The sequence below is a fragment of the Streptomyces sp. NPDC101160 genome (genome assembly GCF_044768205.1).
Classification (GTDB): domain Bacteria; phylum Actinomycetota; class Actinomycetes; order Streptomycetales; family Streptomycetaceae; genus Streptomyces.
Genome location: NZ_JBIWPJ010000007.1, coordinates 1 through 23112, shown reverse-complemented (window position 1 = coordinate 23112; position 23112 = coordinate 1). Strand labels below are relative to the sequence as shown.

The following is a 23112-nucleotide window of genomic DNA, read 5'->3' as shown; positions in this document are numbered from 1 at the left end:
ACCGTAACGAGTGCTCGGTCCTGCCGCACTTGTTTAGAAGGTGAGCACGCCGCGCGCCACCTTGCCCTGCTCCGCGTCCTCCACCGCCCGCGCGAACTCCTCGACCGGGTACGTGGTGGTGACGAGTTCGTCGAGGAGCAGCCGGCCCGTCCGGTACAGCTCCGCGTACAGCGCGATGTCCTTCTGCGGCCGCGAGGAGCCGTAGCGGCAGCCCAGGACCGACTTGTCGAGGAACATCGCGGCGGGCGGGAAGCTCGCCTCGGCGGTCGGGGCGGTCATGCCGAGGAGGATCGCCTGGCCGTGGCGGTCGAGGAGGTCGATGGCGGTGCGGACGAGGCCCGTGTGGCCGACGCACTCGAAGACGTGGTCGGCGCCGGTGGGCAGGATCTCCCGCACGGAGTCGGTCGAGGTGAGGAAGTGGGTGGCGCCGAAGCGGAGGGCGGTGGCCTCCTTCGCCGGGTTGGTGTCGACGGCGACGATCGTCGTCGCGCCGGCGATGCGGGCGCCCTGGAGGACGTTGAGGCCGATGCCGCCGGTGCCGATGACGACGACGGTCTCGCCGTGGGCGACCTTCGCCCGGTTGAGGACGGCGCCGACGCCCGTGAGGACGCCGCAGCCCATGAGCGCGGCGGAGGTGAGCGGGATGTCCGCGGGGATCCGCACCGCCTGCACGGCCTTGACGACGGTCCGCTCGGCGAAGGAGGAGTTGGAGGCGAACTGGAAGAGCGGGGTGCCCGCGCGGGTGAACGGCCGGCCGGGCCTGCCGATCGCCGTGCGGCACATGGTGGGCCGGCCGCGGTCGCAGTCGGCACAGGCGCCGCAGTTGGCGAGGGTGGACAGGGCGACGTGATCGCCTGGCGCGACATGGGTGACGCCGGGGCCGACGGCCTCGACGACGCCGGCGCCCTCGTGGCCGAGGACGACGGGCGCCGGGAACGGGATCGTCCCGTCCACGACGGACAGGTCGCTGTGGCAGAGCCCGGCGGCCCGGATGCCGACGAGCACCTCGCCGGGGCCGGGATCGCGGACCTCCAGGTCGTCGACGACCCGGACCTCCTTGCCGTCGAAGACGACGCCTCTCACCGGCCGCTCTCCTTCCGGGTGTTGGGGCGGTCACCGGCCGCCGCCGCCCGCGCCATCTCCTCCAGTTGCCGGAGCAGCGGCATCGGGTCGATGCCGACCGTCCCGGGCAGGAAGTCCGCGATCCGCTCCGGCGTCCACGCGCCGCCCTCCGCGTATCCGGCGCGCAGCTCGCGCGGCTGGGCCCAGACGGCGATCTTGGGGCCGGCGATCGTGTAGACCTGGCCGGTGATCCCCTCCGCCCTGGCCCGGTCGGAGAGCAGGTAGACGACGAGCGCGGCAACGTCCTCCGGCTCGCCGATCTCCTTCAGCGTCATCGGCACGTTGGCCGACATGCGGGTACGGGCGACCGGCGCGACCGCGTTCGCGGTGACCCCGTACTTGTGGAGCCCGAGCGCCGCGCTCCGGACGAGCGAGATGATGCCGCCCTTGGCGGCGGAGTAGTTGGCCTGTGCGACGGAGCCCTGGTGGTTGCCGCTGGTGAAGCCGATGAGCGTGCCGGAGCCCTGCCGGCGCATGACGGCGGACGCGGCGCGGAAGACGGTGAAGGTGCCCTTGAGGTGGGTGGCGACGACGGGGTCCCACTCCTCCTCGGACATGTTGAAGAGCATCCGCTCGCGCAGGATGCCGGCCACGCACACGACGCCGTCGATCCGCCCGTACTCGGCGAGCGCCACGTCGACGATCCGCTGTCCGCCCGCCATCGTCGAGATGTCGTCGGCGACGGCGACCGCCGCGCCGCCCGCCGCCTCGATCTCCTTGACCACGGACTCGGCGATCTCGCTGGTGGGCTCACCGCCTTCGATGGACACCCCGTAGTCGTTGACGACGACCTTCGCGCCCTCCGCCGCGCAGGCGAGGGCGACGGCGCGGCCGATGCCCCGCCCTGCGCCCGTGACCGCGACGACCTTTCCTGCCAAGAAGTTCCCCACGACCGGCCCCTTCCCGGGTTTCTGACGGTCCGTTAGATTCCTTCGTCGGCAGGATTCTACGGCCCGTCAGATACCGGAAAACAAGACCCCGGAGGCGCCCGATGCCCCTTCCACCCGAATTCCACGAGATCGCCAAACGCGTCAACAACTGGGGGCGTTGGGGCCGGGACGACGAGATCGGCACGCTGAACCTGATCACCGACGAGGTGGTACGGGAGGCCGCCGCCACCGTCCGCACCGGGCAGCGGATCCCGCTCGCCGTCGACCTCAAGCAGGACGGCGTGCAGACCGGCATGATCCCCGGCCGGGTCAACCCGCTGCACACGATGGTGCAGATCAACCAGGAGCTGTTCGGCCCCGGCACGGTCGCCACCAGCGACGACGCCGTGACCCTCGGTCTCCAGGCGGGCACCCACTGGGACGCGCTCACCCATGTCTCGCACTCGGGCCGGATCTACAACGGACGCCCGGCCGGCACGGTCACCGCGCACGGCCGCTCCGAGTTCAGCGGCATCCACACCGCACGCCACGTCGTCAGCCGGGGCGTCCTGCTCGACGTGGCGGCGGCCAAGGGCGTGGACCGACTGCCCGGCGACCACGCCGTGACCCCCGAAGACCTGGACGAGGCCGCCGAGTTCGGCGCGGTCACCGTCCGGTCCGGCGACATCGTGCTCGTACGGACCGGGCAGCTGCAGGTGTACCTGGCCGGCGACAAGCACGGCTACGCGTTCCCGTCACCCGGCCTGTCCGTCCGCACGCCCGAGTGGTTCCACGCCCGGGACGTGGCCGCGGTCGCCAACGACACGCTCACCTTCGAGATCTTCCCGCCGGAGATCGAGGACCTGTGGCTGCCCGTGCACGCCCTCGACCTCGTCGAGATGGGGATGCTCCAGGGGCAGAACTGGAATCTGGAGGCGCTGTCCACAGCCTGTGCACAGACGCGGCGGTACGCCTTCCTGCTCTCGGCCATGCCCGAGCCCTTCGTGGGCGGCACGGGCACACCGGTGGCACCGGTGGCGATCCTGTAGACCGTCACAAGAGAGGAACCGCGGGTGGCGGCGGCACTCGCGCGCGCCCCGAGCACGGCGCGTCGCAGCCGCCACCCGTCACGACCCGCGCTCGTCGAGGGGCCGCGCCCCTCGACTCCCCTCGCAGAACGAATCGCTCACCCAAGAGTGATCAATTCGCCACGAACCGTCAACACCACGCCCGGGTGGGTGACACCGCGACGGATTCCGGCGCCCCCGGCGACCCGGCCGGAGCCCGGTCCACCTCGCACCAGATGCTCTTGCCCGCCCCTTCGCGCTGCCAGCCCCAGCGGTCCGCGAGACCGTCCACGAGCTCCAGGCCGCGCCCGTTGGTGTCCTCGCCGGCCGCGTGCCGGGGCCGCGGCGGCCGGTCGCTGCGGTCGGCGACCTCGACCCGCACGCCGCCCCCGCCGAACAGCATCCGCAGCACGGCCGGACAGCCCGTGTGCACCACCGCGTTGGTCACGAGCTCGGAGATGAGCAGCACCAGCGTCTCCGCGAGCGGCTCGTCATCGCCTATCCCCGAACCGGCCAGCCGCGAACGCGCCCAACGCCGGGCGCGGCCCACCTCTGCCGGGTCCGGCCCGACCTCCAACTGAACCTGAAGCACCTGCACCGTTCACACCATCCGAACCGGCGTCCTCGACGACCTAACGGAACGTGATTCCCTTGTGAGACAGCATGGTTGACGTACAGTCACCGCAACAAGCGCTTCGGGCATATTCCAGCGCGAAGGAGTACGCATGGTCCATACTGTGCGACGCACGTTGCGGGGAGTCGAACAGAGGCGCGCAAAACGGCGCCAGGGGGCGCGAACGGCGGGCATTCCGGGCCCCGGAGCCGCCGTAGGGGCGGCACCGGCGCGATCCGGGCCCACAAGCACTCGCATCCAACGGAGCGTACCGGAGGCCGGGGTCGACTCCGGCCCGTGACGACCCCGCCGAAGGACACAACCCGATATCGACGCTGCGTGATCCTCCGGCGCGACCGCGTTACGGTGCCGGCTCCAGGGCCGCCGCCACCCGCTCCTCCGCCACCGCCCCGCCGAGCCCGCGCCCGGCCCGCACCCAGGCCCGTTTCAGGTGCAGATGAACATCGGCCTCCCAGGTGAAGCCCATGCCGCCGTGCACCTGGAGGCAGTCCCGGGCGCAGCCGGCCGCCGCCTCGTCGGCGAGCAGCCGGGCGCCCGCGATCTCCACCGGGTCCGCGGTGACGGCGGCGGCGTAGACGGCGGCGCGGGCTACTTCCGTTCGTACGAGCATCTGCGCGCACAACTGCTTGACGGCCTGGAAAGCGCCGATCGGCTGCCCGAACTGCTCGCGCACGCGTGCGTAGGCGACCGCGAGCTCGGTGGTGCGGGCGGCGCTGCCGAGCTGCTCGGCGGCGGTGAGGAGGGAAGCCGTGTCCGCCTCGGCGGGTGCGGGTCCGCCGGGCAGCCGGTGCGGCGGCGTCAGCGGGGAGGCCGTGTCCGCCCCGGCCGGCGCGGGCCCGCCGGGCAGCCGGTGCAGGGGCGTCAGCGGGTCGACGGACCGCATCGGTACGGCTCCGGTCGCGTCGCCCAGGACCGCGTCCGCCGTGTCCAGCCACTCCACGAGCTCGCCGTCGGCCCGCGCCACCACCGCCTCGCCCTCGGCCGCGCCCGGCACCCGCCCCGCCGCCAGGTGCGTGGCCACGAGCGGGCCCGGCAGCAGCGCCCGGCCCGCCTCCTCGAAGACGAGGACCGCCTCGGGCAGCCCGAGCCCGACCCCGTCGGCCGCCTCCGGGAGCCGCAGCGCGAAGAACCCGGCCGCGCCGAGCTCCCGCCACAGCGCCCGGTCGAGCACCCCGCCGGCGTCCACGGCCGCCCGGAGGGCCTCCCGCCCGAAGCGGGCGGCGAGCAGCTCCCGCACCCCGCGCTTCAGCGCCTGCTGGTCCTCGGTGAGTCGGAAGTCCATGCGTCGGTTCACCGGCCCTTCGGCAGGCCGAGGATGCGCTCGGCGACGATGTTCTGCTGGATCTGCGAGGTGCCCGCGGCGATCGTGTACGAGAGCGAGGACAGCCGGTCGAGGTTCCAGTCGCGCGCCAGGTCGAGCGCGTCGGGCCCGAGGACGGCGGCGGCCGTGTCGTACAGCTCCTGGCGGGCGTGCGAGTAGCGCAGTTTGAAGACGGAGCCGCCGGCACCGGGAACGCCGCCGGTGGCCTGCGCCTCGCTGACGTTCCACTGGGTGAGCCGCCACAGCGCCTGGAACTCGGCGCCGAGCCGCCCGAGCCGGCGGCGCAGGACGGGATCGTCCCAGCGGCCGTTCTTGCGTGCCGTGCGGGCGAGTTCGCCGAGGACCCGGCGGCAGGCGACGACCTCGCCGACGAAGGCGGTGCCGCGCTCGAAGGAGAGGGTGACCATGGTGACCCGCCAGCCGTCGTTCTCCGCGCCGACGCGGTGCGAGACCGGCACCCGCACCTCGTCGAGGAACATCTCGGCGAACTCCGCCGACCCCGCGAGCGTGCGCAGCGGCCGGACCGTGATGCCGGGGCTGTCCATCGGCATGGCGAGCCAGCTGATCCCGCGGTGCTTGGGGGCCTCGGGGTCGGTGCGGACGAGGAGTTCGCACCAGTCGGCCACCTCGGCGTGCGAGGTCCAGATCTTCTGGCCGGTGACGACGTAGTGCTCGCCGTCCCGGACGGCCTTCGTCCGGAGCGACGCCAGGTCGGACCCGGCGTCGGGCTCGCTGAAGCCCTGGCACCACACCTCGTCGCCACGCAGGACCGGCTCCAGCCAGCGGGCCCGCTGCTCCGCGGTGCCCTCGGCGGCGATGGTGGGTCCGGCGTGGAGCAGTCCGACGAAGTTGGCGCCGACGTACGGGGCCCCGGCGCGTTCGGTCTCCTCCAGGAAGATCAGCCGCTGCGTCGGCGAGGCGTCCCAGTGCACGTGCCCGTACCCCGCGTCGTAGAGCCGCCGCTGCCAGCCGCAGTCGTACGCGCGCCGGGCCGGCCAGTCGAGCGGGTCGGGCTTCGGCGGCAGCGCGGGGAGGGTCCGCGCGAGCCAGTCCCGCAGCCCGGCCCGGAACTCCTCCTCTTCCTCCGTGTACGCGAGCTCCATCAGCGCCGGTCCCGGTCGAGATCGAGGCCGAGCATGCGGATGGCGTTGCCGCGCATCAGCTTGTAGACGGTCTCGTCGTCGAGGCCCTTCACATGGTCGAGCGCGACCTCCTTGGTGTGCGGGAAGGTCGAGTCGACGTGCGGGTAGTCGGTCTCGAAGGTGGCGTTGTCGCGCCCGACGACGTCCAGCGAGGCGATGCCGTGCTTGTCGCGGAAGAAGCAGCAGAAGATCTGCCGGTAGTAGTACGTGGACGGCGGCTCCGGGACGAGATCGCGCACGCCGCCCCAGGCGCGGTGCTCCTCCCAGACGTCGTCGGCGCGTTCGAGGGCGTACGGGATCCAGCCCATCTGGCCCTCGCTGTAGGCGAGCTTCAGCCGCGGGAACCTCACCAGGACCCCGGAGAAGAGGAAGTCCATCATCGACGCCATCGCGTTGTTGAAGCTGAGCGAGGCCTGGACGGCGGGCGGCGCGTCGGGCGAGGCGGCCGGCATCTGCGAGGACGAGCCGATGTGCATGTTGACGACGGTCCCGGTCTCCTGGCAGACGGCGAAGAACGGGTCCCAGTAGCCGGAGTGGATCGAAGGGAGCCCGAGGTGCGTCGGGATCTCGGAGAACGTGACCGCCCGGACCCCGCGGGCCGCGTTGCGCCGGATCTCGGCCACGGCCAGGTCGATGTCCCACAGCGGGATGATGCACAGCGGGACGAGCCGGCCGCCGCTGTCGCCGCACCACTCCTCGACCATCCAGTCGTTGTAGGCGCGCACGCAGGCGAGCGCGACCTCCTTGTCCTTGGCCTCGGCGAAGGTCTGCCCGCAGAAGCGGGGGAAGGTCGGGAAGCAGAGCGACGCCTCGACGTGGTTGAGGTCCATGTCCCTCAGCCGCGCGACCGGGTCCCAGCAGCCGCGGCGCATCTCCTCGCGGGTGATGCCCTCCAGGGTCATGTCGTCCCGGTCGAAGCCGACGGCGGCGATGTTCCGCTTGTACGGGAACTTCAGGTCCTCGTAGATCCACCAGTCGGTCGGCGGCCCGTCGGGATCCATCGTGATCTGGTACTTGCCGCCGACGTACGCGAGCTCGCCGATCCCGGCGGTGAGGGGCTGCGGGCCGCGGTCGCGGTAGCGGGCCGGGAGCCAGGTGGCGAAGAGGTGGGCGGGCTCGATCACGTGGTCGTCGACGCTGATGATGCGGGGCAGTTCCGTCATGGACTCAACTCCCGGTGTCGGGGCCTCTCTGTTTCTGATGACCCGTCAGATACGAAGCGCCTTCAGGCTAGCCCCGCGCATCTGGACCGACAAGGACCGCCCCTCTACGCTCTCCGCACGATCTGACGATCCGTCAGTCGAAAGGAGCAGGGCATGCCCGAGTCCGAGATACCGACCGCGGCCGAGACCGCACACACCCTGGGCGCGTCCCGCACGCTCTGGGAGCTCGTCGAGCGCCGCGCCGCCCTCACGCCCGGCCGGCCCGTGCTCCTCCAGGGCGACCGGACCCTCACCTTCGGCGAGCTGCGCGACCGGGCCGAGCGGGTGGCCGCCGGACTGTACGGAATGGGCGTGCGGCCCGGGACCGTCGTCGCGTGGCAGCTGCCGACCCGGATCGAGACCGCGGTGCTCTCCTTCGCGCTCGCCCGCCTCGGCGCCGTGCAGACACCGGTCATCCCCTTCTACCGGGACAAGGAGGTCGGCTTCGCGCTGCGCGAGTCCGGCGCCGAGTTCTTCGCCGTGCCCGGCGTCTGGCGCGGTTTCGACCACACCGCGATGGCCCGGCGGCTCGGCGCGCGCGGGATCTTCGAGGCGTACGAACCGGATTCGATGCCCGACGGCGACCCGGCCGTGCTCCCGCCCCCGCCCGCCTCCGGCACCGACGTCCGCTGGATCTACTGGACCTCGGGGACGACCTCGGACCCCAAGGGCGTGCTGCACACCGACCGTTCACTGCTGGCGGGCGGCTCCTGCCTCGCCCACGCGCTGCACCTCCACCCCGACGACGTCGGCTCGATGGCCTTCCCGTACGCGCACATCGCCGGGCCCGACTACACGGTCATGCTGCTGCTCTACGGCTTCCCCGCGGTCATGTTCGAGCAGTTCGCGCTGCCCGGGGCGCTCGACGAGTACCGCAAGCACGGCGTCACCGTGGCCGGCGGGTCCACCGCCTTCTACGCGATGTTCCTGGCCGAGCAGCGCAAGCGGCCGGACGAGCCGGTCATCCCCACCCTCCGCCTCCTCGCGGGCGGCGGAGCGCCCAAGCCGCCGGAGATCTACCACGCGGTCGTCCGCGAGCTGGGCTGCCAGCTCACCCATGGCTACGGCATGACCGAGGTCCCGATGATCACCATGGGCGACCCGGGCGACACCGCCGAGAACCTGGCCACGACCGAGGGCCGCCCGCCCGCCGGCATGGAGATACGGATCACGGCGGACGGAGAGGTACGGCTACGCGGCGAGGCGGTCTGCCGCGGCTACCTCGACCCGGCGCAGACCGCGGCCGCCTTCGACGAGGACGGCTTCCTCATCACCGGGGACGTCGGGCACCTGACGCCCAGCGGCCACCTGGTCCTCACCGGGCGGATCAAGGACATCATCATCCGCAAGGGGGAGAACATCTCCGCCAAGGAGATCGAGGACCTGCTGCACGAGCACCCGGGCGTCGGCGACGCCGCCGTCATCGGCCTGCCCGACCCCGAACGCGGCGAGCGCGTCTGCGCGGTGGTCGAACAGCCCCCGGGCGCCGAGCCGCTGACCCTGGCCGAGGTCACGGCCTTCCTGCGGAAGGCGGGCCTGTCGGTCTTCAAGCTCCCGGAACAGCTGGAGGTGGTGGACGCGCTGCCGCGCAACGAGACGCTGCGGAAGGTGCTCAAGTACAAGCTGCGCGAGCGGTACGGGGAGGAGGCGCGGTCCTAGTGCTCGTCAGGCGGACAGCGGTTCGGCCGCGTCGTCGAGGGCGGCCGGCACGTCGGCGTACACCTCGAAGAGGCGGCGCACGCCGAGTGCGGCGAGGACGCGGTTCACGTGCGCGCCGTCCTCGGCGCCGCGGGCGGGCAGGATCAGCCGGAGGCGGCCGCCGCAGGAGCGCATCAGGCGGCGGGCGGCGACCAGGACGCCGACGCCGCTGGAGTCGCAGAAGCGGACGGTGGAGAGGTCGAGCACCACGTCGTGGCGGCCGACGGCGACGACGGCGTGGAGGCGTCTGCGGATCAGCGGGGAGGTCACGAGATCCAGCTCCCCGCTGATGCGCAGCACGGTCCATGGGTCCTGCTCGTCCTCGTCGACCTGGATCGTCACGAGCGGCGCCTTTCGAAGCAAGGGGCAAGGGCACAGAAGAGGGAACAAACCGGAGGCTGGCATTCCCGTCCCCTCCCGCTGCCCGCTCGCGCCGCAGCCAAACCCCCGGCTCCAGGGTTGTCGCTTTCCTTACCATCCCGCGGCGCGTCAAGAGCGCACTTGTGGCAAACAGAGGCGTGCCGGGGGTCGGGCACATTACTTTGGGGAAGGAACTCGGGTCGGGCAAGGGCTGTCGGGAGGGCCTCGGATGGCGGCGAAGGACACACCACCGCGCTGGGACCGCAGGATGCAGCAGCGGCTCGCGCGCGGTGAGGCGGCCGCGCTCGGCGAGCTCTACGACAAGTTCGCGTCGCTCGTGCACAGCCTCGCCCACCGGGTGCTCGACGACGACGACGCGGCCGACCAGGTCACCCGCGAGGTCTTCGGCTACATCTGGGAGAACCCCGACGCGTACGACCCCAAGCAGGGCAACATGCGTGCCTGGGTCGCCCGGCTCACCCAGCGGCAGGCCGTGCACCGGCTGCGGCAGGCGGAGGCGCTCGCCTTCGCGGAGCGCGGCGAGGGCTCGGCGGAGGAGCTGGAGCAGAAGGTGCGCCGGGCCTCGGTCGCGGCCCGCGCCGACTACATCGTGACGTCCATGCCGACGCCGCTGCGGCAGGCCCTGGAGCTGGCGTACTTCCAGCGCCGGGACTACCGGCAGACGGCCGCGGACCTCGGGGTGACCGAGGACGAGGCGCGGCGCCGGCTGCGGCTCGGGCTCCAGCTGCTCTCGACGGCCAACACCCGGCCGCTCGAAGGCTCGTCGCCGCCCGGCCACGGCGGCTACGGACGGGCGCTGTGAGCGCGGCGAACGACGATCCCGAGGAGGTCGCGCGCGCTCCCTGGATACCGGGCCCGCGCCCGGCGGCGGACGACCACGCGGACCTGTCGGCGCCCTTGGCCCCGTTCACCGGCGATGCCGCCGCCGAGCCCGAGCCGGTGGGCCCCGAGCCGGTCAGTGCCAAGGCCGCCGAGGCGGAGCCCGTACCGGAACTCTCGCACCGCGTGCTCAAGTCCCTGCTCGGGGCCTGGGCGCTGTCGGCCTGCTCGGCCGCCGAGACCCGGGCCGTCGAGGAGCACCTCACCGAGTGCGCTCCGTGCGCGGAGGAGGCGCTGCGGCTGCGCGACGCCGTCGGACTCCTGCACGCCGAGCGCGATCTGGACCTGGACCCGCTGCTGCGCTCCCGCGTCCTGGAGAACTGTCTCGGCCGCCGCCCGGCCCGGATCCCGGTGCCGGCGTGGGCGACCCCGTACGACGCGGAGACCGCCCGGCTCGACGCGCTGCTCCGCGACATCGGCGAGGCGGAGTGGCACGCGCCGGTGCGGCTCAAGTGGTTCGAGGGCGAGCGGCGGGTGAACCGGAAGACGACCGTGGCCGGGGTCATCGGCCATCTCCTCGCCGTGGACGGCCTGGTGGCGGCGTCGCTCGGGCTCGACGATCCGCTGGGCAAGGGCGTCGGCGAGCTGTCGCCGGCCGAGCGGACCCAGGCGTACTGGAACGCCTCGGTCCGGCCGCCGACCCGTACGATCCGCGAACCGTGGCGGGAGCAGGGCCACACCCTGATCCGCACGGTGTCGTTCGCCGGCCGTGGCGTCGCCGACCTGACCGTGACCTACGGGGACTTCGCGATGCCGATGCGGGACGCGCTCCTGGAGCGGGCCTTCGAGTGCTGAGTGCACGCCGGGGACATCGCGGAGGCTGTGGACTATCCGTACGAGCCGCCCAGCGGCGCGCATCTGCACGGCATGATCGACCTCGCGGCCCGTCAGCTCCCGGCCGCGCTCGCCGGGCGCCGTCGCGCGGGTCTGGCCGCCCCGCCCCGTGAACTCGTCACGGCCGGCTCGCCGGGCCGCTCCCTCCACCTGGAGATCGAGGGCGCGGGCGGCGGCCACTGGTTCATCGCTCTGGACTCCCCCGCCGCCCTCGGCTCCCGCGACCACGCGGTGGCCCAGGTCGCCATGGACGGCGTCGAGTTCTGTCAGCTCGTCGCGGGTCACATCCCGCCGGAGGACGCGGCCGCGGGCCAGGACGGCGACCGCGAGGCGATCAGGGACGTGCTGTTCGCGGCGGCGTCGCTGAGCCGGATGTAGCGGGCGGGGGCTTCTCCGTCCCCCGCCCCGGCGCTACGCGAAGACGACCGTGCGCCGCCCGTTCAGCAGAATGCGGCGCTCCGCGTGCCACTTCACCGCCCGCGCCAGCGCCTGGCACTCCACGTCCCGCCCGATCGCGACCAGCTGGTCCGGCGTGACCTCGTGGCCCACCCGCTCGACCTCCTGCTCGATGATCGGGCCCTCGTCGAGGTCGGCCGTCACGTAGTGGGCGGTGGCGCCGATGAGCTTCACGCCGCGGGCGTGGGCCTGGTGGTAGGGCTTGGCGCCCTTGAAGCTCGGCAGGAAGGAGTGGTGGATGTTGATGATCCGGCCGGAGAGCTGCTTGCAGAGGTCGTCGGAGAGGACCTGCATGTAGCGGGCGAGGACGACCAGCTCGACGCGCTCCTCGCGGACCAGCTCCAGGAGCTCCGCCTCGGCCTCCGCCTTGGTGTCCTTGGTGACCGGGATGTGCCGGAACGGGATCCCGTACGAGCCCACCAGCTCGGCGAAGTCGGTGTGGTTGGACACCACCGCGACGATGTCGACCGGCAGCGCGCCGATCCGCGAGCGGAACAGCAGGTCGTTCAGGCAGTGGCCGAACTTCGACACCATCAGCACGACGCGCATCCGCTCGTCGGCCCGGTTGATCTGCCAGTCCATCGAGAAGGAGTCGCCGACCGCGGCGAAGCTCGCGCGCAGCTTCTCCACCGTGACCGGGGCCTCGGCCGAGAAGTGGACCCGCATGAAGAAGAGACCGGTGTCGCGGTCTCCGAACTGCTGGCTGTCCTCGATGTTGCAACCCGTGATGAAGAGGTAGCTCGACACGGCGTGCACGATGCCCTGCTTGTCGGGGCTCGAGAGGGTGAGGACGTACTGGTCGGTCATCTGCCTAGCCTGCCACAGCGAGCGCCGGCGAATGCCGCCCCGTCCGTCAGGCGGAACGCGTCATGATCCGCAGCACCTCGAGCGAGCGCGGCGGCGCGTCCGGGTCGTCCCCGTCGGCCGTCGCCATGCGTATGTGCGCCTCGCGCGCGGCCCGCACCGCCTCCGGCCAGCCGTGGTGCTCCAGATACGCGGAGACCGGCGCGTCCGCGCCGACCTGGTGCATGATCCGCAGCACGCGCAGGACGGCGACGTCGACGAGCGCGGCCTCGCCGGAGTCGCGGAAGATCGTCCCCACGTACTTCTCGGCGGACCAGTTGTCCAGCCAGGTGTCCTCCACCAGCCGGTACACGGCGTCGGTGATGTCCCCGTACCCCTCCTGGCCGGCCAGCCAGGCGGTCTCGTGGAACCCCGGGTCCGAAAGCATGTGCAGCGCCGAGCGCACGTTCGCGCGCCAGCGCCACCACGGCATGTCGTTCAGCGGCATGCCGCCCATGGTGGAGGAGCGACGGCCGCGACGGGAAGAGTTCACTGAAGGGGACGTGGAGCTGGACACCGTTCGATCGTACGTTCCCCCTCTGACAGCGCGGTTCCCGGCCTCGGCCGACCCCCGCAATTCACCTTGACGTCACCCAGCGTTGGATCAGCCTCACCACCGCGTTACCCATGAGGCGGAATTGTGCATGCCCATGACCGGTAGGCGACTCACTTCTCTCCTCGCGTACGTCACGACAGCGGCGGCCGCAGCGTCGCTGCTCACCGGCTGCGGCGTACTCCCTGGGGCCACGGGGGGCTCCAGGGAGCCCGTCACCGTCATGACCTGGGCTCCTGACCAGACCCGCGCCACCAACATGCCCGGCATGCCCGCCATGGCCAAGGCCTATGCCCGCTGGGTCAACGCCAACGGCGGCATCAACGGCCACGAGCTCCGCGTGCTCACCTGCAACGAAGAGAACACCGCCGCCGGCGCCGCCGCGTGCGCCCGCCGGGCCGTCCGCGAGGGCGCGGTCGCCGTCGTCGGCTCGTACAGCCAGAACGGCAACGCCTTCATGGCCCCGCTGGAGGCCGCCGACATCCCGTACATCGGCGGCTACGGCATCTCCGAGGACGAGTTCACCAGCCCGCTCTCCTACCCCGTCAACGGCGGTGTGGCCTCCCTCATCGCCGGCCACGGCATGCAGCTCGCCGCGAGCTGCCGCAAGGTCTCCCTGGTCCGCCCCGACACCATCGCCGGCGACCGGCTGCCCGACCTGCTCAACTCCGGGCTCCGCAAGGCCGACCACCGCAGCGCCGTCGACATCCCGGCCGTCGAGGACGCCGGCGAGTACACCCAGCAGGCCACCCGCGCCCGGGCCCGGGCGGGCGGCGACGAGGGCTGCGTCACCGCCGTGCTCGGCGAGCGCACCCAGACCTTCTTCGACTCCTTCCGGCGCCTGCCGAAGCAGAGCGGCAGCGGATCCGTCCGGATCTCCTCCGTCCTCGGCAGCGTCGACCAGCCGCTCATCGACCGCACCGGCGGCCCGCACAGCCCCTTCGAGGGCGCCTACGTCACCGGCTGGTACCCGCAGGCCGACGACAAGGCGTGGGACCCGATGCGCAAGGTGATCAAGGAGCACGCCTTCGCCGACAACCGCGTCGACCCGACCGACACGGGCGTGCAGACCACCTGGATCGCCTACACGGTCCTCAAGCAGCTCATCGAGTCGCTCGACAGCGACAGGATCACCGGGCTCCAGCTCTCGCACGCGCTCGACGCGGGCGCGAAGATCGACACCGGCGGTCTGACGCCCCCGCTCCGCTGGCGGTACGACGACCTGCTCGGCGCCCCCGGTTTCCCCCGCATCGTCAACCACGACGTGACCTTCCAGGTCGTACGGGACGGGCGCCTGGTGGCGGAGAAGCCCGGCTTCGTCGACGTCGGCGAGACGGTCCTGGCCGCTCCTTGACGGCCAGGCCGCCCGCCCCGTCAGAGCTGGGTGTAGTTGCGCTTCGTCAGTCCGTACTTCTCGGCGGTCGGGTTCCACAGCCCGGCCGCCGTCTTCTTCGCGGCCGTCGCCTCCAGGCTCTTGCTGTCGCCCGCGTTCGTCTCGCCGGTGTGCCGGGCGTGGCCGCCCTTGCAGGCCTTCTTGTTGCCGTTCGCCTGGTCCGCCCAGGCCGCGTAGTGGGCGTCGGCGGCGGCCGACGCCTCCCACGCCTTGACGAGGGCGGCGGACAGCGCCGTGCTGTTCGGCAGCTTGTCCACGGAGAGCGACTGGAGCCGGGTGACGAGCTCGCGGCGCTGCTGGGCCGCGCCGCGCAGGTCGGTGGCGGCCTGGTCGAGGTCCTCGCACTGCCGGATGTTCCCGACCGAGCGGATCACCGTGTCGCGGCTGTTGTTGCTGTCCGCGAGCAGCTTGTCCAGGGCCTCCGCCTGGGCCTTCACCGGGTCGGCGGCCTGCTCGCTCGGCGCGCCCGCGGAGCCGGAGGGCGCGGCCGAGCTCGCGGCCACGTTCTGCCCGCCGCCGGCCGTGTCCTTCTTGTCGTCGTCCCCGCCGCTGAGCAGCGCGCCCGCGGCGAGTCCGATCACGGCGCAGCCCGCGACGACACCCGCGATCAGCGCGAGGGGCGACCTGCGGCGCGGCGGCTCGGGCTCGTCGTCGTAGTACGCGTCCTCGTAGCCGTACTGCTGCTGCGGGGGCGGCGGCTGCGGCGGCTGGAACTGCTGGGTCGCCTGGGGCGGCGCCTGCGGATAGCCGTAACCGGGCTGCGGGGCCGGGGGCTGCGGGGTCTCGCTCCGGAACAGGTTGTCGAAGTCGGCGAGCGGCGGCCGCTCCTGCGGCACCTGGGGCGGCACCGGCGCCTGGGGCGGCACGGGAGCCATGTACTGGGTCGCCTGGGCGTCGGGCCCGGCGGCGACCGGCGGGATGTACTGCGTGGCCTGGGAGTCCGCGACCGGCGCGATGAACTGCGTGGCCTGGGAGTCCGGGCCGGGATAGCCGTACCCCGGCTGCGGCTGCGACTGCGGCTGCTGCGGGGCGGCCTGCGGATAGCCGTAGCCGGGCTGCGGCTGCGACTGCGGCTGCTGCGGGGCGGCCTGCGGATAGCCGTAGCCGGGCTGCGGCGGCGCGGCCGGCGGCTGCGCCGGGATCGGCGGCAGGTACTGCGTCGCCTGGGCGTCCGAGGAGCCACCAGGGGTCACCTCAGGGGGGAGGGGCTGAGCGGCCGGATACTGCTGCTCCGGCCCCTGTCCGCTGTGCGTCACCGGGACTCCTGTGTACTGGACTGCTGGGCGTTCTTGCTCTGGCTACGGAATCGTCGGCTCACGCTACCGGGTGCCCCCGGGCCGCCGCACACACGTCCGACCCGGTGTGACGCAGGTGTGACGTACGGGTGTGACCCATGTCGTACGCCCTGTCGTCCGCGTGTGACCTACGCCGCGTGCAGGTCGAGCCGCGCCCCGAACTCCCGCACCACCGCCTCCCTCGCGAACGGCTCCAGGCGGTCCTTCAGATCGCCCAGGTACTCCGCGCCGCGCGAGGACCGCAGCGTGCCCAGCATCTCCAGGGCGCGGGTGCCGGTCCGGCAGGCCTCCTCGACCTCGCGCTGCTGGACCTGCGCCGAGGCGAGCAGCGCCAGGCCGATCGCCCGCCGCCGGACCCGCGACTCGGGGTGGCCGGCCAGGGACCGCTCGGCCGCCCGGGCCGCCTCCCGGCCCTGGCCCAGGTCGCGGTGGCAGTGCGCCAGCTCGTCCGCGAGGTACGCCTCGTCGAAGTGGGCGATCCAGGACGGGTCGTCGCCGGCGTCCGGGTCGGCCCGCCGCAGGGCCTCCTCGGCCCGGCCCGCGACCAGCTCGCAGGCGCGGGCGTCGCCGAGCAGCGCGTGCCCGCGGGCCTCGGCGGCGAGGAACATCGCCTCCGCGCGCGGCGGCACCTGCCCGCGCGCGCCCTCCTGCGCGGCCCGCGCGAGCTGCGCGATCTCCCGCGGGTTGCCGAGCTGGGCCGCGAGGTGGCTCATCGACGCGGCCAGCACGTAACCGCCGTAGGCCCGGTCGCCGCCGGCCTGCGCGAGCCGCAGCGCCTGGATGTAGTAGCGCTGGGCGAGTCCCGGCTGGCCGGTGTCGACCGCCATGTAGCCGGCGAGTTCGGTGAGCCGGGAGACGGCGGCGAACAGCTCGCGGCCGACGGCCTCCCGGTAGGAGCCGGAGAGCATGCCCGACACCACGCTGTTGAGGTAGTGGACGACCACCGGGCGCACGTGCCCGCTGCCGAACTTGCGGTCCAGGTCGACCAGGGCGGCCGTCATCGCCCGTACCGCCGCCACGTCCGACGCCCCGACCCGGGCCCCGGCGTGCCGGGCGACCTGCGGGTCGGCGCCGGTGATCAGCCAGTCGCGGCTGGGCTCGACGAGCGCGGAGGCGGCGACCGTCGAGGCGGACAGGAAGTCCCGTCTGCCGACGTCGCTGCGCCACAGCTCGCAGACCTGCTCGATGGCCCCGAGCACGGTCGGCGCGAACTGGAGGCCGACGCCGGAGGCGAGGTTGCGGCCGTTGGCCATGCCGACCTCGTCGATGGTGACCGTGCGGCCGAGCTTGCGGCCGAGGGCCTCGGCGATGATGCCCGGCGCCCGGCCGCGCGGCTGCTGCCCGCGCAGCCAGCGCGCCACCGACGTCTTGTCGTAGCGCAGGTCGAGGCCGCGCTCCGCGCCGACCATGTTGACCCTGCGGGCGAGGCCGGCGTTGGAGCACCCGGCTTCCTGGATGAGCGCCTGCAGCCGTTCGTTGGGCTGGCGGGCGACGAGTGGCCTGGCTGCCATGATTGCTACCCCCTGAGGCCGCGCATGAGCGTGATCGAAGCGATCCACGTGATCGACTGGCTGATCACTGCCCGGCCGATATCCGGTCAATGCAGATGTGAACACGCGAAACCGGACACGTCGGTCGCCCTGCCCCACCCGCCCACGCGCGGTACGGCGGTACGTCACCGACGCCCCCCGTCCCATCCGTACCCCCCGCCCGCTCGACCTGCCCCCGCGCGCCCCCGTCCGTGCACCCGTGCGCCCCGTATGCAGGATCGATGCGCCACCCGGCCGGGGCGCCGCGCCCGTAACCCCAGGTGACGGCGGGAGTTGAGCTCGTCGTGGAAGAGACCATCGGAGTCACGGAAGCCGCACAGATCCCCAAGCAGCGGGGCGAGCTGCTGCTGGACAGCGCGGTGCGGTACGCGGAAGAGCGGCACTGGGACGTGTTCCCCGGGACCTGGCTGGAGCCGGTCGAGGGCGGCGAGCGCTGCTCCTGCGGCGCGGACGCGTGTCCGGCGCCCGGCGCGCACCCGGCCAGGCCGGACTGGTCGACCCAGGCGACGGGCAGCGCCGTCGGGGCCCGCCGGATGTGGTCGAAGCAGCCGAAGGCGTCGATCCTGCTGCCGACCGGGCGTACCTTCGACGCGATCGAGGTGTCGGACTCGGCCGGCTTCCTCGCGCTGGCCCGGATGGAGCGGATGGAGCTGACGCTCGGCCCGGTGACCTGCACGCCGGACCGCCGGATGTTCTTCTTCGTGCTGCCCGGCGCCGCGGCCAAGGTGCCGGACCTGGTGCGCAAGCTGGGCTGGGTGCCGTCCGCGATCGACCTCGTCACGCGCGGCGAGGGGCACTTCGTGGCGGCGCCGCCGACCCGGGTCGGCGGGTACGGGGCGGTGCAGTGGGCCCGTAAGCCCACGGCGGCGAACCGCTGGCTGCCGGACGCGGAGGAGCTGATCAGCGCGCTGGCGTACGCATGCGGGCGGGAGGCGGCGGACGCCAGGTCCCGGCGGCAATGACGGGCCCGTCCTCGCTGCCGGGTCCTGGCAATGTGGCCGAAAGGCGTTCAGCCGTATGGTGGTCCCCGAATACACGGGGACAACCGAAGGGTTGACGCAAGATGGTGCCTGACCAGGCATTCGACGGGGCGTACGAAGCGGCGGGCGCCGCACCGGGATCCGGTGCGGCGCCCGCCGTTCATGTCGAGGGGCTGTGGAAGCGCTTCGGCCAGCAGATCGCGGTGAACGGGATCGATCTCGTGCTTCCCGCGGGCAAGTTCATCGGCCTTGTCGGGCCCAACGGCGCCGGCAAGACCACCACCCTCTCCATGATCACCGGCCTGCTGCGGCCCGACGCCGGGCGCATCCGGATCGGCGGCCACGACGTGTGGGCCGATCCCGAGTCCGTCGCCCAGGTCAAGGCGCGGATCGGCATCCTGCCGGAGGGGCTGCGGCTCTTCGAGCGCCTCTCGGGCCGTGAACTCCTCGCCTACAGCGGCCGGCTGCGCGGTCTGCCGGGCGCCGAGGTCGACAAGCGCGCCACGCAGCTGCTCGACGTGCTCGACCTCGCGGGCTCGCAGCACAAGCTGGTCGTCGACTACTCGACCGGCATGCGGAAGAAGATCGGCCTGGCGGCGGCCCTGCTGCACAACCCGGAAGTCCTCTTCCTGGACGAGCCGTTCGAGGGCGTCGACCCGGTCTCCGCGCAGACCATCCGCGGCGTCCTGGAGCGCTACACCTCCTCCGGCGCCACCGTCGTCTTCTCCAGCCACGTCATGGAGCTGGTGGAGTCGCTGTGCGACTGGGTCGCCGTGATGGCCGCCGGGCAGATCCGCGCGCAGGGCCCGCTGGCGCAGGTACGGGGCACGGCGCCGTCGCTGCAGGCCGCGTTCCTGGAGCTGGTCGGCGCGAACGGGCGGGACGCCGGGCAGTCGCTCGACTGGCTGGGCGGTTCGGCCCGATGACCACCGCTCCCGCCGCGGCCCCTTCGCTGACCTCGGTCTTCGTACGGCTCAAGCTGTCGCTCCTGAAGAACGGCCTGCGGCAGTCGGGCGGGCGGACCGCCGCCTATGTCTCGTCGATCGTCTTCGCCGCGCTCCTCGCCGCCGGCATGACGCTCGCCTTCCTCGCGCTGCGCGGGCACGCGGCCGCGACCACGGTCTCGGTGCTGATCACGGGCGTGCTCGCGCTGTCCTGGACGGTCATGCCGCTGTTCCTGCCGAGCGGCGACGAGACCCTCGACCCGTCGCGTCTCGTGATGCTGCCGCTGCGGCCGCGGCCGCTGGTCCGGGCGCTGCTCGTGGCCTCGCTCGTCGGCATCGGCCCGGGCCTCACCGTGGTCCTGGCGGTCGGCGCGGCCCTGGCGGTCGCGCACGGCGCCGCGGGCACGGTCGTCGCCGTGCTCGCCGTACCGCTGGCTGTCGTCGGCTGCGTGGCGCTCTCGCGTGCGGTGGCCGCCGCGAACGTACGGCTCCTGACCTCGCGCAAGGGCCGTGACCTGGCCGTCCTGTCCGGCCTTGTGATCGCGGTCGGCATGCAGCTGGTCAACTTCGGCGCGCAGCGGCTCAGCCGGGCCGGCGGGCTCTCGGCGCTCGAACCGGTCGCCCAGGTCGTGGGCTGGCTGCCGCCGGCATCCGCGGTCTCCGCGATCGGCGCGGCGGGCGAGGGCGACTACGCGATCGCCGCCGCGAAGCTGCTGCTCGCCGCGGCCGGCGTGGCCGGCCTGCTGGTGTGGTGGCAGCGCAGCCTGGTCAAGCTGATGACGGCGCCGGACGGCTCGACGATCGGCGCGTCGGACGGCGCGGGCGCCAAGGACAAGTCGGCGTCGTCGGGCCGGCTCGGCCGGCTGCTTCCGGGCGGACGCACGGGCACGGTGATGGAGCGCGGGCTGCGCTACATCTGGCGCGACCCGAAGACGAAGGCCGGCTGGGTGACCTCGCTCGCCATCGGCGCGATCGTCCCGCTGTTCAACGCCCTGCAGGGCACCGGCTCGCTCTACTTCGCGTGCTTCGCCTCGGGCATGCTGGGTCTGCAGATGTTCAACCAGTTCGGCCAGGACACGTCCGCCTTCTGGATGGTGGCGCAGACCATCTCGACGCCGGCCGACGCCTACGCCGAACTGCGCGCGCGGGCCCTGACGATGCTGTCCATCACCGTGCCGTTCACCGTCCTCGTGATGACGGCGACGGCCGGCGTCATCGGCGCGTGGGGCGGCTTCCCGCAGGCCCTCGGCCTGGCGCTCGCGGTGCTCGGCGCGATGGTCGGCATCGGCGCGGTGACCTCGGCCTGGTTCCCGTACTCGATCCCGCAGGGCAGCGCGTACAAGAACGTGGCGCCGGGCCAGGCCGGTCTGTCGCTGATCTCCGTCTTCGGCGGCGTGTTCTCCGCCGCGGTGCTCTGCGCCCCGGTGATCGTCACGCTCGTCGTCCTGCACCTCACGGACACCGAGTCGGCCCTCTGGCTGCTGCTGCCGGGCGGCGCCGGCTACGGCGCGCTGCTCGTCTGGGGCGGTCTGAAGCTGGCGGCGCCGCGGGTGTCGAAGCGGCTGCCGGAGATCCTGGCGGCGGTGAGCAAGGGCTAGTCGCAGGCCGGGCGTCGCGAGCCCGGCATGATCGGCGAGACACCCCCTAAGGGGCGTGCTCGACGCCAAGGAGGCGGAGGACCGACGTGCGGAGCGCGGCCTCCGCCTCCGTGCGTGTCATGCGTCCGGCGGCGGTCTCGTCGCCGGACGCGTGACCGAGCGCGACCACGGCGGCGACCAGCCAGCGGGCTTCGAGCCCGGCCTTGAACTCGCCCGCCGCGAGCCCGCGTTCGAAGAGCCGGGTGAGCCGGTCCGCGACAGGCGCGTGGAGCGCCTCGTCGCCCTGGCTCCCGGCGCCGGGAGCGGCGCGGAAGAGGAACGAGTTGGCCTGATACGCCTTCCGGGCCGCGGTCAGGAAGCGCAGCAGCGCGTCGGTGGCGGAGCCCTCGTCCAGGTTCGCGGCGTCCATGGCGGCGACGGCGTCCTCGGTGAGCCGCTCGATGGCGGCGGCGAGGAGCTCGTCGCGGGACGAGAAGTGCGCGTAGACGGTCTGCCGGGTCACCCCGGCCGTCCTGGCGACGGCCTCCATGCCGGCGTCCGGGCGCTCGCGGAGGAGGTGGATCGCGGCGTCGAGGATGGCCGCCCGGCTGCGCTCGGCGTCGGCGCGGCGCCGGCGGGGCCTGGGTCGGTCTCCGGAGACGGTCATCTCTTACAGCCTTGTCTATTTTAAGCGCAGCCAATACCTTTACAGAGCTGTAAGAGATCGTATCGTCTCCAGGGGGAAGAGCAATGAGTCGTCGCGCCCGGACCGTCCGCGGGATCCACGGGATCACGCTGCTCGCGAGCGGCCTGCTCGCCGGCGCCTTCGGCTACGGCGCCGCCAACCTCGTACCCACGTTCAACGCCGTGCCGCAGGACATGCGGTTCTCGTTCCACGCCGAGCTGATGAAGATCAACGGCATCACCGTGCAGGGCGCGATGATCGTCACCACCCTCGGCTCGCTCACCCTCGCCGTCCTCACCCGCGGCCGCGCCCGCGTCGCCGCCGCCGCGGCGAGCGCGCTCGCCTTCACCTCGTTCCTGATCACCCGCTTCGGGAACGTGCCGATCAACGCCCACATCAAGCGGTGGGCGGTCAGCGGGCCCGACCCCGACACCCCGGAACTCCTGCGCCGCTGGGAGCTCTTCAACGACGCGCGGACCGCCGTCGGCATCGCCGCCTTCGGCGTCCTCATCATGATCGCCCTGCGCACCCGGACCTACGGTCTTCCGGACGATCAAGCTCGTCCATGACTGGTCCAAGGTCGAACATTTTCCCCGTCATCGCAGGTCAGCGGGCTGTCCAGAATTGAACAGCCTGGCACGCGAGGGCAGTTCGAGGGCCGAACGACCAGTCGGGCGGCGGGTCGTACGGGGGTACGGCCGGAAACCGGCGGACGGATGTGCGATCACGCTGCGCGTCGGCGAGACTCCGGTGCGCAGCCGGATCGGCTCGCATCCCCGGTAGCTCTCACAGCTCCGGCCACCCCCGTGTCTTCGGACCCACGCGAAAGGGACACCCCCGTGCGCTCCTTCCGTACGCTCGGCGCCACCGCACTCGCCACCGCGAGTGGTCTCGCCCTGATCGGCACCGCCATCGCCGGCACCGGCACCGCCGAGGCCGCCCCCGCCTCGACCCCGGGCCTCTACGCGCCGACGGCGCTCGTCCTCACGCTCGGCAGGGGCGAGCGCCCCGCCACCGCCACGGTGGTCCGCGCCGTCACCCTGAGCTGTTCGCCGTCCGCGTCCGGCACCCACCCGGCGCCCGTCGAGGCGTGTCGCGAACTCACCGAGGTCGACGGGAACTTCGCCCGCCTGGCCCGCCTGACCCGCGTGACCGCGCCGGAGCGGCACGTCCCCTGCACCCGCGAGTGGGACCCGGTCACGGTGACGGGCGTCGGCGTGTGGGAGGGCCGGCAGGTGCGCTGGTCGGCCCGGTACGGCAACGCCTGCGAGCTGCGGGCGGCGACGGGCGAGGGCACGGTCTTCGCGTTCTGAGACCCGCTCCGGCCTTCGTCGCCGGACGCCGTCACCGCGCCCCCGGTCCGAACCGAGGCCTGTACGCCGACGGACCGCTGCCCGTCTCGCGACGCCTCGGCGCGCGCAGACGGGCAGCGGTGCCGAGCCCGCAAGGTGTCCGCCGTATCGGCCGTATCGGCCCCTTCCAGACCGGCGACCCCCGTGAGCCGCTCCGTCCGGCGCCGCGACCCTCAGGTGCGAACCCACCGGGACGTGGGGGGGGGGGGGGGCCCCCCCCCCCCCCCCCCCCCGGCGGCCCCCCGCCCCGCCCCCCCCCCCCCGGGGAGGTTGTTGGGGTCGTGTTGTTTGGGGGGCCCCCCCCCCCGGCGCACACAGGCGCCCCCCACCAGCGG

Annotated in this window: 21 protein-coding genes and 1 pseudogene; 10 read left to right on the top strand and 12 right to left on the bottom strand. The window is 72.9% G+C overall.

All coding sequences use genetic code 11. The features are described from left to right. Positions 1-33: 33 nt before the first annotated feature. The gene (locus tag ACIRSU_RS22650) at positions 34-1083 is read right to left on the bottom strand and encodes a Zn-dependent alcohol dehydrogenase (RefSeq protein ID WP_403795030.1); all 1050 of its coding nucleotides are present in this window, start codon (positions 1081-1083) and stop codon (positions 34-36) included. After that, positions 1080-2012: an SDR family oxidoreductase gene (locus ACIRSU_RS22645; protein ID WP_403795029.1), complete on the bottom strand. Its 933-nt coding sequence runs from the start codon at positions 2010-2012 to the stop codon at positions 1080-1082. Before ACIRSU_RS22645 ends, ACIRSU_RS22650 begins: the two co-directional genes overlap by 4 nt. Before the next feature lie 101 nt (positions 2013-2113). Here ACIRSU_RS22645 and ACIRSU_RS22640 point away from each other — a divergent pair, with 101 nt between their 5' ends. Next, positions 2114-3040, top strand: coding sequence for a cyclase family protein (locus ACIRSU_RS22640; RefSeq protein WP_403795026.1), 927 nt, complete (start codon positions 2114-2116; stop codon positions 3038-3040). Positions 3041-3209: 169 nt separating this feature from the next. Here ACIRSU_RS22640 and ACIRSU_RS22635 read toward each other — a convergent pair whose 3' ends face one another. The 4 genes from ACIRSU_RS22635 to ACIRSU_RS22620 form a co-directional block, all read right to left on the bottom strand. Further along, complete coding sequence (locus ACIRSU_RS22635) at positions 3210-3656, bottom strand: ATP-binding protein (RefSeq protein ID WP_403795025.1); 447 nt, start codon at positions 3654-3656, stop codon at positions 3210-3212. A gap of 376 nt (positions 3657-4032) precedes the next feature. Then, positions 4033-4974, bottom strand: a complete 942-nt coding sequence (locus tag ACIRSU_RS22630) for an acyl-CoA dehydrogenase family protein (protein WP_403795022.1) — start codon at positions 4972-4974, stop codon at positions 4033-4035. Between the two features lie 8 nt (positions 4975-4982). After that, on the bottom strand, positions 4983-6116 hold the full coding sequence (locus ACIRSU_RS22625) for an acyl-CoA dehydrogenase family protein (protein WP_403795019.1): 1134 nt from the start codon (positions 6114-6116) through the stop codon (positions 4983-4985). Further along, positions 6116-7318, bottom strand: coding sequence for an amidohydrolase family protein (locus ACIRSU_RS22620; RefSeq protein WP_403795017.1), 1203 nt, complete (start codon positions 7316-7318; stop codon positions 6116-6118). The genes ACIRSU_RS22625 and ACIRSU_RS22620 overlap by 1 nt, the downstream gene beginning before the upstream one ends. A 153-nt stretch (positions 7319-7471) precedes the next feature. On the opposite strand from ACIRSU_RS22620, the gene ACIRSU_RS22615 reads away from it, so the two are divergent. Then, on the top strand, positions 7472-9016 hold the full coding sequence (locus tag ACIRSU_RS22615) for a class I adenylate-forming enzyme family protein (RefSeq protein ID WP_403795014.1): 1545 nt from the start codon (positions 7472-7474) through the stop codon (positions 9014-9016). A gap of 6 nt (positions 9017-9022) precedes the next feature. Here the strand turns inward: ACIRSU_RS22615 and ACIRSU_RS22610 are convergent, their stop codons facing one another. Beyond that, a complete protein-coding gene (locus ACIRSU_RS22610) occupies positions 9023-9397 on the bottom strand; it encodes an STAS domain-containing protein (protein ID WP_403795011.1) in 375 nt (124 codons plus the stop codon). 247 nt (positions 9398-9644) lie between these two features. Between ACIRSU_RS22610 and ACIRSU_RS22605 the strand changes: the two genes are divergently transcribed. Next, the gene (locus tag ACIRSU_RS22605) at positions 9645-10238 is read left to right on the top strand and encodes a sigma-70 family RNA polymerase sigma factor (RefSeq protein ID WP_403795009.1); all 594 of its coding nucleotides are present in this window, start codon (positions 9645-9647) and stop codon (positions 10236-10238) included. Further along, a pseudogene (locus tag ACIRSU_RS22600) lies at positions 10235-11527 on the top strand (zf-HC2 domain-containing protein). Before ACIRSU_RS22605 ends, ACIRSU_RS22600 begins: the two are co-directional and overlap by 4 nt. Positions 11528-11560: 33 nt before the next feature. Here ACIRSU_RS22600 and purU read toward each other — a convergent pair. Beyond that, the gene (purU, locus tag ACIRSU_RS22595; protein WP_403795006.1) at positions 11561-12412 is read right to left on the bottom strand and encodes a formyltetrahydrofolate deformylase; all 852 of its coding nucleotides are present in this window, start codon (positions 12410-12412) and stop codon (positions 11561-11563) included. A 46-nt stretch (positions 12413-12458) separates the two neighbouring features. After that, positions 12459-12905: a hypothetical protein gene (locus tag ACIRSU_RS22590; protein ID WP_403796407.1), complete on the bottom strand. Its 447-nt coding sequence runs from the start codon at positions 12903-12905 to the stop codon at positions 12459-12461. A 193-nt stretch (positions 12906-13098) separates the two neighbouring features. On the opposite strand from ACIRSU_RS22590, the gene ACIRSU_RS22585 reads away from it, so the two are divergent. Continuing rightward, positions 13099-14355, top strand: coding sequence for an ABC transporter substrate-binding protein (locus ACIRSU_RS22585; protein ID WP_403795003.1), 1257 nt, complete (start codon positions 13099-13101; stop codon positions 14353-14355). 20 nt (positions 14356-14375) lie between these two features. On the opposite strand, the gene ACIRSU_RS22580 is transcribed toward ACIRSU_RS22585, so the two are convergent. Beyond that, the gene (locus tag ACIRSU_RS22580; protein WP_403795000.1) at positions 14376-15650 is read right to left on the bottom strand and encodes a hypothetical protein; all 1275 of its coding nucleotides are present in this window, start codon (positions 15648-15650) and stop codon (positions 14376-14378) included. Positions 15651-15817: 167 nt separating this feature from the next. After that, entirely contained in the window at positions 15818-17200 is a 1383-nt protein-coding gene (locus ACIRSU_RS22575) for a transcriptional regulator (protein WP_403794998.1), read from the bottom strand. 323 nt (positions 17201-17523) lie between these two features. Here ACIRSU_RS22575 and ACIRSU_RS22570 point away from each other — a divergent pair, with 323 nt between their 5' ends. The 3 genes from ACIRSU_RS22570 (at position 17524) to ACIRSU_RS22560 (ending at position 20761) form a co-directional block, all read left to right on the top strand. Then, the gene (locus tag ACIRSU_RS22570) at positions 17524-18201 is read left to right on the top strand and encodes a bifunctional DNA primase/polymerase (RefSeq protein WP_403794995.1); all 678 of its coding nucleotides are present in this window, start codon (positions 17524-17526) and stop codon (positions 18199-18201) included. Between the two features lie 104 nt (positions 18202-18305). Then, on the top strand, positions 18306-19145 hold the full coding sequence (locus ACIRSU_RS22565; protein WP_403796406.1) for an ABC transporter ATP-binding protein: 840 nt from the start codon (positions 18306-18308) through the stop codon (positions 19143-19145). Beyond that, on the top strand, positions 19142-20761 hold the full coding sequence (locus tag ACIRSU_RS22560) for a transporter (protein ID WP_403794992.1): 1620 nt from the start codon (positions 19142-19144) through the stop codon (positions 20759-20761). The genes ACIRSU_RS22565 and ACIRSU_RS22560 overlap by 4 nt, the downstream gene beginning before the upstream one ends. A gap of 46 nt (positions 20762-20807) precedes the next feature. Here the strand turns inward: ACIRSU_RS22560 and ACIRSU_RS22555 are convergent, their stop codons facing one another. Next, complete coding sequence (locus ACIRSU_RS22555; RefSeq protein ID WP_403794990.1) at positions 20808-21407, bottom strand: TetR/AcrR family transcriptional regulator; 600 nt, start codon at positions 21405-21407, stop codon at positions 20808-20810. Positions 21408-21490: 83 nt separating this feature from the next. Here ACIRSU_RS22555 and ACIRSU_RS22550 point away from each other — a divergent pair, with 83 nt between their 5' ends. Further along, positions 21491-21994 (top strand): anthrone oxygenase family protein, encoded by a 504-nt coding sequence (locus ACIRSU_RS22550; protein WP_403794987.1) that lies wholly within the window; start codon positions 21491-21493, stop codon positions 21992-21994. 270 nt (positions 21995-22264) lie between these two features. Continuing rightward, positions 22265-22738: an SSI family serine proteinase inhibitor gene (locus tag ACIRSU_RS22545; RefSeq protein ID WP_403794984.1), complete on the top strand. Its 474-nt coding sequence runs from the start codon at positions 22265-22267 to the stop codon at positions 22736-22738. Positions 22739-23112 lie beyond the last annotated feature (374 nt).